At 43.9% G+C, this 16102-nt stretch carries 17 protein-coding genes, 2 tRNA genes and 1 rRNA gene; 5 read left to right on the forward strand and 15 right to left on the reverse strand.

All coding sequences use genetic code 11. From position 1 onward, the window contains the following. Both HCJ66_RS12760 and HCJ66_RS12765 read right to left on the reverse strand, forming a co-directional pair. The gene (locus tag HCJ66_RS12760; RefSeq protein WP_187133482.1) at positions 1 to 1182 is read right to left on the reverse strand and encodes an iron-containing alcohol dehydrogenase; all 1182 of its coding nucleotides are present in this window, start codon (positions 1180 to 1182) and stop codon (positions 1 to 3) included. Positions 1183 to 1338: 156 nt separating this feature from the next. Continuing rightward, a complete protein-coding gene (locus HCJ66_RS12765; RefSeq protein WP_187133483.1) occupies positions 1339 to 1647 on the reverse strand; it encodes an antibiotic biosynthesis monooxygenase family protein in 309 nt (102 codons plus the stop codon). 174 nt (positions 1648 to 1821) lie between these two features. Between HCJ66_RS12765 and cbpA the strand changes: the two genes are divergently transcribed. Together cbpA and HCJ66_RS12775 are read left to right on the forward strand one after the other, a co-directional pair. After that, entirely contained in the window at positions 1822 to 2463 is a 642-nt protein-coding gene (gene cbpA, locus HCJ66_RS12770) for a cyclic di-AMP binding protein CbpA (protein WP_187133484.1), read from the forward strand. 145 nt (positions 2464 to 2608) lie between these two features. After that, positions 2609 to 3526, forward strand: a complete 918-nt coding sequence (locus HCJ66_RS12775; RefSeq protein ID WP_187133485.1) for an ABC transporter substrate-binding protein — start codon at positions 2609 to 2611, stop codon at positions 3524 to 3526. A gap of 42 nt (positions 3527 to 3568) precedes the next feature. Here the strand turns inward: HCJ66_RS12775 and HCJ66_RS12780 are convergent, their stop codons facing one another. Beyond that, positions 3569 to 4726 carry a serine hydrolase domain-containing protein gene (locus tag HCJ66_RS12780; RefSeq protein ID WP_425489669.1) on the reverse strand — a complete coding sequence of 386 codons (1158 nt, stop codon included), beginning with the start codon at positions 4724 to 4726 and terminating at the stop codon, positions 3569 to 3571. Between the two features lie 297 nt (positions 4727 to 5023). On the opposite strand from HCJ66_RS12780, the gene HCJ66_RS12785 reads away from it, so the two are divergent. Continuing rightward, positions 5024 to 6037, forward strand: coding sequence for a tagatose-bisphosphate aldolase (locus HCJ66_RS12785; RefSeq protein ID WP_187133487.1), 1014 nt, complete (start codon positions 5024 to 5026; stop codon positions 6035 to 6037). Positions 6038 to 6087: 50 nt separating this feature from the next. Here the strand turns inward: HCJ66_RS12785 and HCJ66_RS12790 are convergent, their stop codons facing one another. After that, on the reverse strand, positions 6088 to 6696 hold the full coding sequence (locus HCJ66_RS12790) for a TetR/AcrR family transcriptional regulator (protein ID WP_187133488.1): 609 nt from the start codon (positions 6694 to 6696) through the stop codon (positions 6088 to 6090). A 90-nt stretch (positions 6697 to 6786) separates the two neighbouring features. Here HCJ66_RS12790 and HCJ66_RS12795 point away from each other — a divergent pair, with 90 nt between their 5' ends. Beyond that, positions 6787 to 7707: an SDR family oxidoreductase gene (locus HCJ66_RS12795; protein WP_187133489.1), complete on the forward strand. Its 921-nt coding sequence runs from the start codon at positions 6787 to 6789 to the stop codon at positions 7705 to 7707. A 69-nt stretch (positions 7708 to 7776) separates the two neighbouring features. On the opposite strand, the gene HCJ66_RS12800 is transcribed toward HCJ66_RS12795, so the two are convergent. The 7 genes from HCJ66_RS12800 to HCJ66_RS12830 form a co-directional block, all read right to left on the reverse strand. Next, entirely contained in the window at positions 7777 to 8733 is a 957-nt protein-coding gene (locus HCJ66_RS12800) for a tRNA dihydrouridine synthase (protein ID WP_187133490.1), read from the reverse strand. A 112-nt stretch (positions 8734 to 8845) separates the two neighbouring features. Beyond that, on the reverse strand, positions 8846 to 9238 hold the full coding sequence (rpsI, locus tag HCJ66_RS12805; RefSeq protein WP_036065752.1) for a 30S ribosomal protein S9: 393 nt from the start codon (positions 9236 to 9238) through the stop codon (positions 8846 to 8848). A gap of 21 nt (positions 9239 to 9259) precedes the next feature. Continuing rightward, positions 9260 to 9697 carry a 50S ribosomal protein L13 gene (rplM, locus tag HCJ66_RS12810; protein ID WP_036059868.1) on the reverse strand — a complete coding sequence of 146 codons (438 nt, stop codon included), beginning with the start codon at positions 9695 to 9697 and terminating at the stop codon, positions 9260 to 9262. 366 nt (positions 9698 to 10063) lie between these two features. Further along, positions 10064 to 10804, reverse strand: coding sequence for a tRNA pseudouridine(38-40) synthase TruA (gene truA, locus HCJ66_RS12815; protein ID WP_187133491.1), 741 nt, complete (start codon positions 10802 to 10804; stop codon positions 10064 to 10066). 15 nt (positions 10805 to 10819) lie between these two features. Further along, positions 10820 to 11617 carry an energy-coupling factor transporter transmembrane component T family protein gene (locus HCJ66_RS12820; RefSeq protein ID WP_187133492.1) on the reverse strand — a complete coding sequence of 266 codons (798 nt, stop codon included), beginning with the start codon at positions 11615 to 11617 and terminating at the stop codon, positions 10820 to 10822. Then, on the reverse strand, positions 11614 to 12486 hold the full coding sequence (locus HCJ66_RS12825; RefSeq protein ID WP_187133493.1) for an energy-coupling factor ABC transporter ATP-binding protein: 873 nt from the start codon (positions 12484 to 12486) through the stop codon (positions 11614 to 11616). Before HCJ66_RS12825 ends, HCJ66_RS12820 begins: the two co-directional genes overlap by 4 nt. Next, positions 12462 to 13301 (reverse strand): energy-coupling factor ABC transporter ATP-binding protein, encoded by an 840-nt coding sequence (locus tag HCJ66_RS12830; protein ID WP_187133494.1) that lies wholly within the window; start codon positions 13299 to 13301, stop codon positions 12462 to 12464. Before HCJ66_RS12830 ends, HCJ66_RS12825 begins: the two co-directional genes overlap by 25 nt. Before the next feature lie 367 nt (positions 13302 to 13668). On the opposite strand from HCJ66_RS12830, the gene HCJ66_RS12835 reads away from it, so the two are divergent. Continuing rightward, positions 13669 to 14562: an acetamidase/formamidase family protein gene (locus HCJ66_RS12835; RefSeq protein WP_187133495.1), complete on the forward strand. Its 894-nt coding sequence runs from the start codon at positions 13669 to 13671 to the stop codon at positions 14560 to 14562. Positions 14563 to 14603: 41 nt separating this feature from the next. Here the strand turns inward: HCJ66_RS12835 and HCJ66_RS12840 are convergent, their stop codons facing one another. The 4 genes from HCJ66_RS12840 to HCJ66_RS12855 form a co-directional block, all read right to left on the reverse strand. Further along, on the reverse strand, positions 14604 to 15683 hold the full coding sequence (locus HCJ66_RS12840; RefSeq protein ID WP_187133496.1) for a winged helix DNA-binding domain-containing protein: 1080 nt from the start codon (positions 15681 to 15683) through the stop codon (positions 14604 to 14606). Positions 15684 to 15761: 78 nt separating this feature from the next. Continuing rightward, positions 15762 to 15877, reverse strand: a 5S ribosomal RNA gene (gene rrf / locus HCJ66_RS12845). Positions 15878 to 15897: 20 nt separating this feature from the next. Further along, positions 15898 to 15970 (reverse strand) — tRNA-Thr (locus tag HCJ66_RS12850). A 56-nt stretch (positions 15971 to 16026) separates the two neighbouring features. Continuing rightward, a tRNA-Asn gene (locus HCJ66_RS12855) sits at positions 16027 to 16099 on the reverse strand. Positions 16100 to 16102: the final 3 nt, after the last annotated feature.

Here is a 16102-nt window from a genome sequence, read left to right on the forward strand (position 1 = left end):
TTACAAGGCATTTTTATAAATTTCACGACTTACGTCAAGCGTCTGATCGCCACGTTCGGAAACAGCCGTCAAACCATGTTTTTCAAGTTGTGACACGAGCGCGTCCACAACTTCTTCACCAAGCTCGTAATCCTTGAAATGCGTCGGCGCGCCTAGCGACTCAAAGAAAGCACGCGTTTTATCAATAGCCGCTTGAATTTTTTCATCATCCGTTCCATCCGTAATATGCCAAACACGCTCTGCATATTGCAACAACTTCGCGCCCTTCTGCTCTTTACGAATCTCAAGCAACGAAGGCAACACAATTGCCAGCGTCCGCGCATGGTCAATATGATACAGCGCCGTAATCTCATGACCCAAACCGTGGCTCGACCAGTCACCCGGAACCCCTTTGTTCAGCGTCCCGTTCAGCGCATAAGTCGCCGCCCACATAAAGTTCGCCCGCAGATTGTAGTCATGATTCGACTCATCCACCACGTCCGGCCCAATCTCAATCAGCGTCTCAAGCAAGCCTTCCGCAAACCGATCCTGCACCATTCCGCCGACCGGATACGTCATATACTGCTCCATAATATGCACAAACGAATCAATCACACCATTCGCCAATTGGCGCTTCGGCAACGTATATGTCAACTGCGGATCAAGAATCGAAAATTGCGGGAACGTCACAGCACTACCGAATCCGAGTTTCGCCTTTTTCTCAACGATACTCACGACACCGCCACTGTTCATCTCAGACCCCGTCGCAGGAAGCGTCAACACCGTACCAAACGGCAAAGCCTCCTTAATCGGAATACCTTCACCAATCCCACTACCAAAAATATTAATCGGCTCACTGTCAAAAAGCGCGCCCGCCGCAACGAATTTCGTTCCATCAATAACAGAACCACCGCCGACAGCCAGCAAATAATTATAGCCATCCTTCTTCACCAGCTCAATCGCACGTAAAAGCGTCGCGTATGTAGGATTCGCTTCAATCCCACCAAACTCACCAAATGTGTGTCCAGTCAGCGCCACGCGTACCTTCGCAAGCGTACCAAAACGCTCCACACTGCCGCCACCATAAAGCACTAACACCTTCTTGTCCGTCGGAATCAGTGTCGCCAGTTCGCCAATCCGGTCTTTTCCAAACACAATGTGCGTTGGGTTATAATAATCAAAATTTGCAATTCCTTTATTCATTGTATAAAGTCCCCGCTTTCTTTTTGCCTTAGATTTTGTCACGTATCCATATTATCACAAATACCACCATCTGTAACGAATAGACCACTACACTATAAATACACCTTTTTAGAACAATTTAAACAAAAAAAAACAGAAACCCCGAAAGATTCCTGTCTAAACTTTGATCATATCATACGACCCAGTCTGCCTCGTAACAACCAATTCCGAGCCACCGCCCCCACCAGTCCGCTTCATTTCACGGTGGAAATCACGATGTTGCTTCATCCACACCGTAAATTGCTCCTTCGACGCCCAACGCGACACATTCATCACCGTTGACTTCCGCGCGCCTTCCTTCAACCAAACCTCATATCCTAAAAAGCCTTCAAATTCGGCCATTTCTTCACGATGATGCGCTACAGATTGCAACATTTTCTCCTTATTACCAGTTTCAAACTCAATACTCACTGTTTCAATATGCATAACGTCACCTATTCTTTCTCACTGATAATCATTATCAGTTATATTTTCTCTATTTTAAAGGACACCTCCTCTGCCTGTCAACTAATTCATACAGTCATTTCTATACAAATGCAACAACTTGGGTTAGAATAAAAGAGACGTATCCTATACTAAAGAGATTGGAGTGACCGAAATATGTTGATTAAAAATCTTTGCATCCCTAAAATCAACCTAACGACCATTACCGAAACCGCAACACTCAAAGAAACGCTGGACATTTTGGAAGAAGCCGGCTATCGTTGCGTTCCCGTTCTAGATAATAAAGGTGAGAAATTCATCGGGAATATTTACAAAATGCATATTTATCGTCATGCCGCAAACGGAGGCGACTTATCAGATCCTGTCACAAGTCTCATCAAAAACCGAACAAAACACATCGGCATTAATTCTTCTTTTTTCGAGGTTTTCTTCACGATCAAAGAACTTCCATACATCGCTGTTTTAAATGAACAAGGCGATTTTTATGGTATTTTAACACACGGTAAATTGCTCGGTGTCTTGCAAGATGCTTGGAATATCGATTCTGGAAGCTACGTTCTAACCATCGCAACCGGCGAAGTCCCTGGCTCTCTAACCAAAATCACAAAAATCATCGACAAGCACACAACGATCGCCAGTCTGATTACGATGGATTCTCAAGTAGAAGATTACATCCGCCGCGTTCTCGTGACGTTACCAGCAGGTATCTCAGAAGCAGAAAAAGACACGATTATCGCCAACCTTGAACGAAAAGGCCTACGCGTCATCGAAGTCGAACATTTGAAACTCAGGAAATAAACAAGCTATACATACAAAAGTCGGGTCAACAGATTCGGCTTTTTGTGTGCGCAAAAAATTATTTTCCCAAACCCCTTGAATAATCCCCACACTACCTCTATAATTATCTTATTGAGAATAGTTTTCAATTACAGGAGGTTTAAGGATGAAAAAGAAAAGATTCACAGCACTTCTACTCGTTATTTTAACGTTAGGACTCGTACTTGCAGCATGTGGCGATTCAGGCTCGAGTGATGAGGCGAAGACAGAAGACAAGGCACGCACACTAACCGATGCACTCGATCGTAAAGTGGTATTACCAGCAACACCGAAAAAAATCGTGGCCATTCAAAACACAGGGGAACTTTACGCGCTAGACATTAAACCACTTGCCACAACGGATTATTACATGGGAATCTACCCAGACTTCCTAAAAGGCGTTGAAAATATCGGTGGCGACAAGCCAAATGTGGAAAAAATCGCTTCCCTAAAACCCGATTTAATCATTATTTCCGATTACCAAAAAGACATGTTGACGAATCTGGAAAAAATCGCGCCCGTTTACGCAACAAAATTCGGCGTGACACCAGACGAGCAACTTGCTGATATCGCTAATTTAGTCAATGCCAAAGACGCCGAAAAAGCGTATCAAGAAAAATACGCAAAAGAATCCAAAGAAGCCAAAGCAACACTAAAAGACGCGGGCATCGAGAATCAAAAAGCTGCTGTGATCCAATTTTGGGGTAAAGAAATCTACATCCATGACCCAATCGTGTTCGACGGTCTTTACACTGGCGCAGGTTTCACACCACCAGAAGCAGCTAAAAAGAATAAAGAAACGAAAGCCATCTCCTCAGAAGCCATTCCAGACTACGTTAGCGATGCCGATCAACTATTCATCCTAACACCAGAAGGCAAATCAACCGATGAACTAAACACGCTTCTAACAGGAATTTGGAAAGACATCCCAGCAGTTAAAGCAAAACACGTTTACCCTGTTAACAGCGATGAATGGAGTAACTATACAGCACCATCCAGAGAATACCAAATGCAAGATGCGATTGACAAAATTACAAATAAATAAAGCAAAAGATCAGATGCGCCCCCAAAACGCATCTGATCTTTTTTAATTGTTCAAAATCTGGTAAATCCGATTATTCACCTTACCAAATGATTTAATGTTATTTTGAATATTCGATAGTAGCACCACAACCGTTTTCCCACTATGGCTAAAGCTATTCGATACATTCCAGCCACTCAAAACCCCGTGACTATTATAGCTTCCAGGATCCGCATAAAATCCCATGCCATACCCCGAAGCACTTCCCGCCGTGAACATCTTCTCGAAACTCGCGTCATTAATTAATTTCCGTTCTGACAACGCGCGGTCAAACAAATACATATCCGTCGCGCTCATGTACATATCGCCACATCCATAAAGTTGCGATAAATCTGGTAAATACGGCGTCTCGTAAGCTCCATCCTTATGAATACTATACCCAACCGATGGCTTCTTTTCCTTCTCAAAGGTCGTATAAATTCCCGAATGCGTCATCCCCGCAGGTTCAAAAATGTTCTTTTGCACGTAGGTTAGCAATTTTTCCCCACTCAACTGCTCCACAATAAAAGCTAACACGCTATAATTTGAATCATTATAATCCCATTTTCCCGGCTGTCGCTTAATCCCTTGTGACTCAATATCCTTGATCAAGTCCTCCGGTGTAATTTTTGCATTCGTCTCCGTGTGCCCGACAATGCCTGACGTGTGGTTCAGCAAGTTTCGGAGCGTTATCCGACTCCCATTCGGAAAATCCGGTAAGTAAGTGGCGACCGTATCATCAACATTCAGCTTGCCACGCTCTTCTAACTGCAATATCGCTGTTGCAATGACCGCTTTCTGAGAGGATCCAATATAATATACGGTATCCGGCGTATTGGCCACATCCGTATCCCGATTCGCCACTTTATACCCCTTATTCAGCACAATCTTACCCTCACGATACACAAGCGCCGTCCCACTAAAACCTAGCCCCTCTAGATATTCGTCAATTTCCTTGTTATCAGCAACCGTCGCCGTTTCCTTCTCCACCTGTTTTTTCGGTGGTACTTGCTTTGGCTTCACGGCTGCCTTTTCCACACTCTTCTTCTCGTCTGCTTTTTCCAATTCCGCTGGCGTTATCCATTTCACAGCCACAAAAATCGCTAGCAACAATACGAAAATCAACCCAATACCAATATAAAAATCACGTTTCTTTTTGTTGCGCCGTTTGGAAGAGCGACTCAATTGCCGATTTGCCATGCCTTTGCCCTCATTTCTAACATAGAATTGCTCGCTTCGTCCCCACGAATTTTGACACAATACAATCCCCCAATTTGCACAACTCCTACCCAAAATACTAGACCATTCACGTCGAAAATGCAACCAGATTCCCAAATTATTTTGCATATAACAATTTCGGTGTTAAAATAAGGTGTGTAAGGACAGGATTCAAAGAGCAAATCTAGGTTTGCGCCCCATTTTATCAGGGTATTGTAATGAGGTATGCGTTCTAATAGAAAAAGAAAGAAGGAGATTAGAGTTATGGTACAAATTACAAAAGGTAAATTCGATGGCTTACAAAGACTTTCCAATGATAAAGGAATTATTGCTGCACTAGCAATTGACCAACGCGGCTCCCTCAAGAAAATGATTCAAGAGGCAAAAGGTTCTGAAAGCGACAAAGATGTAGAGGATTTCAAACAAATGGTCTCCGAAGAGCTGACACCATACGCATCCGCGATTCTCCTGGATCTTCAATACGGTACGCCAGCTATCAAAGCGCGTAATGAGAACTGTGGCTTGCTGACATCTTACGAAAAAACGGGTTACGATGCCACAACTCCAGGCAAACTTCCCGATTTAATCGCTGACCTATCCGCACTCCGTATCAAAGAAAGCGGCGGCGATGCAGTGAAAATTTTAGTATATTATGATCCAGATGAGCCTGCTGAAATCAACGAAATTAAATACGCGTTCCTAGAAAGAATCGGCGCTGAGTGTAAAGAAGTCGATATCCCATTCTTCTTAGAACCAATTACGTACGATGCTAAAGTAACCGATTCAGCCAGCGCCGAATACGCGAAACTGAAACCTGCGAAAGTCAAAGCATCAATCAAAGAATTCTCCAAACCGCGTTATGGTGTGGATGTACTTAAACTCGAGGTTCCAGTGAACTTCAAATATGTAGAAGGCTTCACGGACGGCGAAACCGTTTATTCAATAGAAGAAGCAGGACGCCATTTTGAAGAATGTTCCGATTTAAGCCCACTGCCATTCATTTATTTAAGTGCTGGCGTGACGGCAGAACTTTTCCATAAAACGATTGCTTTTGCGAATGAACATAAAGTACAATATAGTGGCGTGCTTTGTGGTCGCGCAACTTGGAAAGACGGTATTGAAGTCTACGGCAAACAAGGTGACGATGCATTGCGCGAGTGGTTGCGCACGCAAGGTAAGGAAAATATCACATCACTTGACGGCTTACTAAACGCTGGAGCATCTCCATGGTGGGCTAAATATGGTTCATTTGAAGATGTACATGTCGTAGAAAAATAACACAAGCAAAAACACGATTTCCCAGCGAAGTCGTGTTTTTTTGCGCCCATTTAATCACTAACCACCAGAGCACTCCATATCAACTGGGAAATTTCCGAATAATCACAGTCAGCCTCCGTATAAACTCCCTTCAAAATGTTCATACTATGCGCCTGAATCGTATTAAAAACAAACCCCATAATCAACGCAATTGGCAATGGTTTGATTATTTTTTCAGTAATTCCAGTTTGCAAAAGCTCCTCCACAACGTTAGAATTCCCCATTTCAGTAGGATTAATCTCCTGCTGCTGACCTTTCAAAAATTTAATCTCCCGAATTAAAACGAGGCTATCAGGATCAGTCAACGCAAAATCATACAGCGAACGAATATAAGCTTCAAATCGCTGTTCAAACCGAAGCGTCTTATCATTCATCTCCTGTTGTTCAAATTTCACTTTCCCCATTTCTCTAGCAAAAACACTATCAATTAGCTCATCTTTATTCTTAAAATACAAATAAACATTAGACTGGGAAATCCCGACTTTCTTAGCTATCCGTATTGTAGAAACTGCAGCTGCTCCTTCCTTTAGTATTAATTCAACAGTGGCATCTTGGATTTTATCAATTTTACTAAAGTCTTTTTTTCTCATAATAAATACAGTGTACTTCAAATCAACCAAAACTTCAACCTTGACAAAGATAGACTTATCTTTTATACTGACAGTATCATAAAAGATAGTATTATCTTTTAATAAAAGGAGACATATATTATGAAAATCACACTTTTAGGTTCACTTGGAAATATTAATCGGATTGTCGCTCCAAAACTCATCACAGACGGGCATGAAGTGACCGTCATCACATCGCAAGAAGAACGCATCCCAGCAATTGAAGCATTGGGAGCCAAAGCCGCAGTTGGAAGCATGGCCGACGTAGATTTTTTAACAGAACAATTTAGCGGTCGTGATGTTGTTTATTTGATGATTGCCACAGGAACAGGAGAGGATTTATTCACAATCGCGAAGTCCCAGGCTGACATTTTTACTGCAGCTATTCAAAAATCCGGCGTGAAAAACGTAGTCAATCTTAGCAGTATCGGCGCAGATGCTGGTGAACAAGCTGGAGCACTTTACGCCTACCATATTATTGAAAATACGCTACGTTCACTGACAGATACTAATATCGCTTTCTTACGCCCAACCGGTTTTTACAACAACCTCTTCGCCCACTTAAACACAATTAAAGACACGCAAACCATCTATACGAATATTCCTGGCGATACGCTATCCTACTACGTCGATCCAGCCGACATTGCTGACGTTGTGTACCCGCTCATTACGAACACACCTCCAGACAAAACCGTTCATTACGCACTCAGTGATATGTTCACACTCCACCAATTTGCAGAGAAATTAAAGGCCCAATTAGGCTGGGACAATCTAAATGTTGTCGAAATCACAGACGAACAATATAAAAGCGCACTACTCGCCAATCACGTTCCAGAAAAACTCGTAGACGCCTTCATCAAAATGAGTCAATACCAACGCTCATCCGACAAAATCTACGACGATTTGAAAAAGCACAATCCTAGTTTTGGTAACATCACAATTGATCAATTCGTGACTAGGTACGCTCAAGCCATTCTAGCCGATTCAGGAGATAGTCCAAAAGCCAGAACAATCGTTAGCTAACCCCATACAAAAAAGCAGGAAATCCCGTCCCAACCATACAAAAATGGCGTTCGTAATTCCCTGCTTTTTTTATTTTTGAAATTCAGCCAAAACTTTCCTAACCTCTTCCGTCGATTTCGTTCCCATCAATTGGATTCGCAGGTCATTCGCGCCTGGAAACCCCTTTACATAAATTTTAAAGAAGCGATGCAATCCTGTAATTGAACGCGGAACCAACTCAGCAAATTGATCTTGTAAATCAAGCTGTAGTCGCAATAATCCAATCAACTCCTGCGCCGTATGTTCCTTCTTCACTTTTTCAAACGCATACGGATTCTTGAAAATACCGCGTCCAATCATAATCCCATCCACGCCATACTTCTCCGCAAGTTCCAAGCCCACTTCACGATCCAGAATATCCCCGTTAATCGTAATCAACGTCTGAGGCGCCACACGATCACGAATCGCCATCACTTGAGGAATCAGTTCCCAATGCGCATCGGCCTTACTCATCTCATTCCGAGTCCGCAGATGGACAGATAGATTCGCAATATCCTGCTCAAGCAAATGCGTAATCCAATTTTCTAGCTCATCCAATTCCGCATAACCAATCCGCGTTTTGACACTGACCGGAATCCCACCAGCCTTCGCCGCTTCAATCAAATCCGCCGCTACTTCCGGCCGCAAAATAAGCCCACTGCCCTTTCCACGCCCCGCGACATTCGGAACCGGACAGCCCATATTAATGTCTATCCCCTTAAATCCCATCTCCGCCAAACCAATACTCATTTCCCGGAAAAACTCAGGCTTATCACCCCAAATATGCGCCACAATCGGCTGCTCATCCTCCGTAAAAACCAACCGCCCACGCACACTCTCAATACCATCAGGATGACAATAACTATCCGAATTCGTAAACTCAGTAAAAAAGACATCCGGCGCACCAGCCTCTTTCACAACATGTCGAAAAACAACATCCGTCACATCTTCCATTGGTGCTAAAACAAAAAAAGGCTTCGGCAACTCTGCCCAAAAATTAGTCGTCATGATTCAATCTCCATTTCACTAAACTCTGTTACTTTCATAAAAACATGGTCATTCTACTAATAATACTAGAAAAAGACCCCCATCCAAAAGATGAGAGCCTTGAAAGTTTGTCTTAACGTTTTGAGAACTGAGGTGCACGACGCGCGCCTTTAAGACCTGGTTTTTTACGTTCTTTCATACGTGGGTCACGAGTTAACAGACCTGCACGTTTTAATGGAGAACGGTAATCTGGTGCAACTTGTAGCAATGCACGTGAAATACCGTGACGGATTGCGCCAGCTTGACCAGTATAACCACCACCGTTTACGTTTACTAAAACATCATAGTTTCCTAGAGTTTCAGTTGCAACTAATGGTTGTTTAATAACTTCGCGAAGAGCCGCGAATGGAATGTAATCTTCCCAATCTCTACCGTTGATAACTACTTTGCCATCGCCTGGTACTAAACGTACACGAGCTACTGAGCTTTTACGACGACCTGTTCCATAATATTGTACTTGAGCCACTATATTTCCCTCCTCTTCTAATTATCCGCGTAATTGATACACTTCTGGTTTTTGTGCTGCATGTTCGTGCTCAGCGCCACCATAAACGTGTAATTTCTTGAAAATTTGACGTCCTAGAGAGTTCTTTGGAAGCATTCCTTTGATAGAAAGTTCTAGCAATCTCTCTGGATTATTCGTACGTAGGTCACCCGCTGTACGTGATTTCAAACCGCCTGGATATTGAGAGTGACGGTAGTAAATTTTGTCAGTTGCTTTCTTACCTGTTAGAGCAATTTTACCTGCATTAATAATAATTACGAAGTCCCCTGTATCAACATGAGGAGTAAATTGTGGTTTAATTTTACCACGTAAGATTGAAGCTACTTCACTAGATAAACGGCCAAGCGGAATACCTGTAGCATCAACAACATACCATTTACGCTCTACTTCGCCTGTTTTCGCCATATAAGTCGTACGCATAATTTTCCCTCCTAGATTTTAAGAAAAATGCGATCAGTAAACTGTTCCATAGCCCACGATCTGCTTTTCGATTTGATTTATTAAAATTTCCATTGTTTTGTTCAACACAACAACCTTCCGGGGCTTATTGTGGGGCAAACAATACCATAGTCAATAATACAGTCTTTATCGCAAAAAGTCAATGCGATTGAAGAAAAAATTTCAAACTACTTTAAATAGGCACGTTTTCCGCGAAACTTATCAGCGTGCCGACAAATGCTCAGATACTAGGCAAAGGCGAGTACCAGCGCGGAATGTACGATTTGTACATGAGCACTGGAACGGAGTCTTTAACGACGTAGATGAGTGTTTGTCGGCGCGCTGATTTTACTTATAGTAGACTTCCCATAGGTATAATCCCTGTGGCGGCGCTGTTTTGGCACCTTGCGTCCGATCTCGCGCTTCCAAATTCGCTTTGACCTGTGCCACCGTCAACCGATTATTCCCAACATCAAGCAACGTTCCAACCAAAATCCGAACCATATTATACAAAAAGCCGTTTCCTTTAAAAGAAAAAACCAGCGTATCATCCTCTTCGATAATCTCGATCGCATAAATCGTCCGAACTTTATCCTCACGACCAGATCCAGCCGCACAAAAACTCGTAAAATCATGCTCACCAGTCAGAACATCCGCCGCCTCACGCATCCGAGAAATATCTAATTTATAAGGAAAATGTAGCGTAAAATGCCGCGCGAAGGGGTCAAAAAACTCCGAACGCTGGACAAAATAGCGATATTCTTTTCCAATCGTCCCAAAACGCGCGTGAAAATCAGTCTCCACTTCCTCCACAGAAACAATACTAATATCATATGGCGTGAAAGTCTGCAACGCTTTCCGATATTTTGCCGGTGGTATCGCAAGCGGTGAATCGAAATGAATCACCTGACCTTTTGCATGAACGCCCGTATCTGTTCGCCCAGAGCCGACAATCTTCACCACGTCACCTTTATGCATCCGCAATAGCGCTTTTTCAATTTCCTCCTGCACCGTTCGCCCATTCGGCTGAATCTGATAACCGACAAAATTAGTCCCATCATATTGAATTACTGCCTTAAATCGCTTCATTTCTTACACCTCATCTTATGATCGCAGCCAAACCAACAATGCCGTTACTACCAACATCATCACCAGCAAAAATGTATCCGAAAACCGCCACGCAAGCAGTCTAAATTTCGTCCTGCCCTTACCACCACGATAACCGCGCGCTTCCATCGCTATCGCCAAATCCTCCGCACGCTTAAACGCACTGATAAAAAGCGGCACGAGCAGCGGCACAATCGCCTTCATCCGGTCTTTGATTGGACCACTTGAAAACTCCACCCCGCGGGCCTTTTGCGCCTTCATAATTTTCTCCGTCTCATCCATTAGCGTTGGAATAAACCGCAATGCAATACTAAGCATCAACGCCAACTCATGCACTGGAAACCGCACGAACCGAAGCAACGCCAACATACTCTCAATCCCATCCGTCAACTCAATTGGACTCGTTGTAAGCGTCAATAGCGTTGTCATAAATATAATCAACACAAACCGCGCAAAAATCATCGCCCCGTTCATCATTCCGAGACTCGTCACGTGAATCGGTCCCCATTCAAAATACGTCGTTCCGCCCTGCGTAAAAAACACCTGCAACAACAACGTCAAAATAATCAGCCAAAACACCGGTTGCAGCCCTTTTATAAAGAACATAAACGGCACGCGCGACGCAAATAACAAACTCAGTACAAACACAAATAATAACGCATATGTAAGCCAATTATTCGCGAGAAACACAATGATAATAAAATACATCACGGCTGTAATTTTTGCACGAGGGTCTAGGCGATGTAGCCACGATTCACCGGGGATAAACCGACCGAGAATCATCTTCTCCATCATTGGCTCGCCACGCCCTTCCCAAGGTACGGCACCATTTCTCCCACCAATTCATCAATCGTCAAACACGTTTTCTCAAGCTTCACCGCAAACCGCTGCTCAAAATTCCGCTGAAAATGCACCACATCCGGAACCGAGAGTCCTAAGTCCATCAACGCATCTGGCTGACTAAAAATTTCCCGCGGCGTCGCAACCTGTTCCACCGTTCCACCCTTCATCAAAATCACTTTTTCCGCGTAAGTCGCCGTATCTTCCATGCTATGCGTCACAAGAACCGTCGTCAACCCTTTCGTCCTGTGCAGCGTCGCAAACATCTCCATAATCTCCTTCCGCCCGTTCGGATCGAGCCCCGCTGTCGGTTCATCAAGCACCAAAACCCGCGGATCCATCGCCAAAACACCAGCAATCGCCACACGTCGCATCTGACCACCAGAAAGTTCAAACGGCGAACGCATCAAAATTTCCTCCGTCAATCCGACCTCGACAATCACCTTACGTGCCCGCGCCTTCGCATCCTCTTCCGACACACCAAAATTTAGCGGTCCAAAACAAATATCCTTTTCCACCGTCTCCTCAAATAACTGCGCCTCTGGAAACTGAAAAACAATGCCCACACGTTCCCGCAAATCACGCAATCCTTTTTGCTTTTCGCCAGCCTTAATAACCCGGTCCCCTAGCGTCACCACACCCTCCGTCGGTAATAACAATGCATTCAAATGCTGCAATAACGTCGACTTTCCAGAGCCCGTATGCCCAATAATCGCCGTATAACTCCCAGATTCAATCGTCACGTTGACATCCTGAAGCGCCCGCGTCTCAAAAGGAGAATTTTTCTGATAACAATAACCTACTTGTTCGAATGTAATTTCCATAATTGATCCATTAACGCCCCTTCCATCAAGCTTCGATCCGATAGCGCAATCCCTGACTGCTCTAATTTTTCCTGCAACGACGTGATAAAAGGTACGCCAAGCCCGATTCGACGCATTTCATCTGCCTGCGCAAAAACTTCTTTCGGCGTTCCTTCAAGGTGCCGCTCGCCTTTATTCATCACGATAACCCGGTCCGCCATCACAACCTCATCCAAATCATGCGTAATCGAAATCACCGTAATCGCCTCGCGTTCCCGCATCACCCGAATCGTTTCCATCACCTCGGCACGACCACGCGGATCAAGCATCGACGTCGCCTCATCCAAAATAATCACGTCTGGCTGCAAAGCAAGAACCCCCGCAATCGCCACACGCTGCTTCTGACCACCCGAAAGACGAGATGGCTCATGTAACGCGTAACCTTGCATTCCGACCTCATCCAGCGCACTCTCCACACGTTTCACCATCAATTCATGCGGCACACCGTGATTCTCAAGTCCAAACGCCACGTCATCCTGCACCGTTGCTCCAACAAACTGATTATCCGGATTTTGAAATACCATCCCAACTTGCTTCCGAATATCCCAAATCGTTTTTTCACCCAATTTGAAGTGTCCAATTTTGACCATCCCCTCCGTTGGGAACAACAATCCGTTCAAGAGTTTTGCAATCGTTGACTTTCCAGACCCATTATGCCCGACCAGCGCCAACCACTCGCCCCTTTTCACCGTAAAAGAAACATTCTTCACCGCAAAATTATCTTCATCCTCATATTTATAACTAACGTGATCCAATTTCACAAAATCATCCGACATCACGCACACCTCACTCTCACACGATCCTATACCCTGCCTATTATAGTACAAAAAAACACCCCGCGCAAAGAAAGGTTTTTCTATCCACGCAATCTGACAAATAAAATAAAAGTATTTTTCATATTTTAAACCACTTGAAATCCTCAAAAAAACTGCCAGAAACCGCAGTAAATCATCATCTCCAAAATATATCTAACAATCTAAGCAATAAAAGCCGTCAAAAGCAAACAATACGACTCAAACTGTTCACAATATGTCCATGTACTTCGTTTTAGAGAGATGCTATACTTTATCAAAGTACTCCAATAAATTTAATTATTCATTGTTACTTGAAGCACCACCACTCTAAAAGAAAGGAGAAATTTTGATGCATCCCACGACGAAACAACATGTTATTTATGCAATGGATAAGAACGCAGAACCAAGCATGACAGTTGATAATGGCGCAGTAGTTACGATAGAAACGTATGACTGCTTTGAAAACCAAATTAAATCCGAACATCAGCCATTCCATCGCCTTGATTGGAATAGGGTTAATCCAGCAACTGGTCCCATTTTCATCAAGGACGCAGAGCCTGGAGACATACTGGCTGTAACTATAGAGAAAATTCAATTAATTGGCGACGCAACAATGTTAACGGGCCCGAATTTAGGCGTCCTTGGTGATGACCTAACAGAAAACACTATCCGCCAATTTCCAATTGTAAATGACCAACTTATTTTTTCAAAAGAAATCACTGTTCCTCTCAACAAAATGATCGGCGTTATCGGAACAGCACCTGCCGGCAAGCCTATCTCATGTGGCACACCAGACGCGCACGGCGGCAATATGGACTGCAAAGAGATTACAGAAGGCGTAACACTATTCCTTCCGATTAACGTCTCTGGTGCTCTGCTCGCTCTTGGTGACGTACACGCTGCAATGGCAGACGGAGAAGTATCTGTTTCCGGCGCTGAAATTGCTAGCCAAATCACGATGCGCCTCCAAGTAGTTAAAAATAAAAACTGGCCGACACCAAGTCTAATCAACGACGAAAAAATCATCACTATCGCGTCCGCACCAACACTTGACGACGCCAGCCTAATCGCAACAAAGAACATGGTTCAACTTTTGACAGACGCAACAAAGGCAACACAAGCCGAAGCCATCATGCTGCTTTCACTCGCAGGTGACCTTCGAATCTGCCAAGTGGTTGATCCAAACAAGACCGTACGCATGGAACTACCACTCCAATACTGGTCTGAAAACCCATTTTTATAAAGAACGCGACACAATCGGTGCAAAACAATCCGGTTGTGTTTTTATTCATATTCAATTCCCTGCAACTTCTTCCCAAGAAACACCGACAGCCGTTCAGCTTCAACAGAAACACGCTTCTTATCGCTCGCAGAAATCCGTCCAAAAGCAAAGCAAGTAAAGCGAATCGCCTCCCCCTTAATTACATACCGCCACGTTCCCCGAATTTCACCATCAATCAGCAGTACAGCCTCAATATGCCCCGCAGCCCGCCAAATTTCCTTCTCATACTTAGCATCTGCAAGCCACCCCTTATCAGCATAACTCACAAAAAGCGGATCAAATTTTCCTAGCAATTTCACCTGTGGAATCACTTCCCGCTGCCTTAAATCAAATTTACCCTCTGGATAATAATACACCTTCCCGTCAATATCAAAACGACCCAATCCATCCTCAATCCTACGAAAAGCATCCAAAAAAGCATAGTTCGGCAAACCACTCCAATGCTTAAAATCAGCCAAAGTAGCAGGACCATAGCAAGCTAAATACCGAGATAAAAACCTATCTATTGCATATTCATCCACATTATCCTGCCATGAATCCTGCGATATCCCATCCACCCATTTCCGATGCGCATAAAAACGCGTACTCGGCCTCTCTGGCACAGCATAAATATGACCCAGCAAAGACGCCTCAATCAAGACACCACCCCAAGTCATTAACTTTTTAGCCTGATCCCCCATCAACTCAGCCAGCTCTTCTTTCGCTATAAACCGTTCCGATCTTCCAAGCCTATCGATTCCCACCAACAAATCGTCCAAATCCACACCTAACTCCTCACAATGCTTCCTAACCCACGTTCTTCTAGGCGAATAAATCTTGTGTAAGTTTTTCCAATCCTCTGGTACGTATAAATGCACCGTAGTCCTTTGCCCCCAAAGCTTAATAATTTCATTCCGAGCATATATCTGATCCAAGGCATCCCTAGTCAGCCCATCCACCCGATGAAATAAGCTGATTTCACCAAATTGCTGATACTGTGCCTGAATCCCAATCAACTTTTCTGTACAACTTACCGCCGATTTAAAAGAATTACCCAACCCCGAGTTAACAATCCGTATATTCCTCACATCATCTAAATCCAAACCAACCATCCTCCAATCCTAAGCATAAAAAATAGCCTACAAATCAATTACGATTTCATAGACTATCATACATCATTTGCCTGGCAATGATCTACTCTCACAGGGGGAAGCCCCCTACTACCATCGACGCTGAGAAACTTAACTTCCGTGTTCGGGATGGGAACGGGTGTGACCTTCTCGCAATAACTACCAGACATTATTTATATTATAATGAAGCTTCCAACCAGATTCGAACTGGTGACCTCTTCCTTACCATGGAAGTGCTCTACCTACTGAGCTATGGAAGCACTAATATTCAGATACTTCTAACACACCTCAAAACTCTAGTTAAACAAAAATAAGGCTCCACAGGCAAGACTCGAACTTGCGACCGATCGGTTAACAGCCGATTGCTCTACCAACTGAGCTACTGTGGAATA

It is taken from the genome of Paenilisteria portnoyi (assembly GCF_014322795.1).
Lineage (GTDB): Bacteria > Bacillota > Bacilli > Lactobacillales > Listeriaceae > Listeria_A > Listeria_A portnoyi.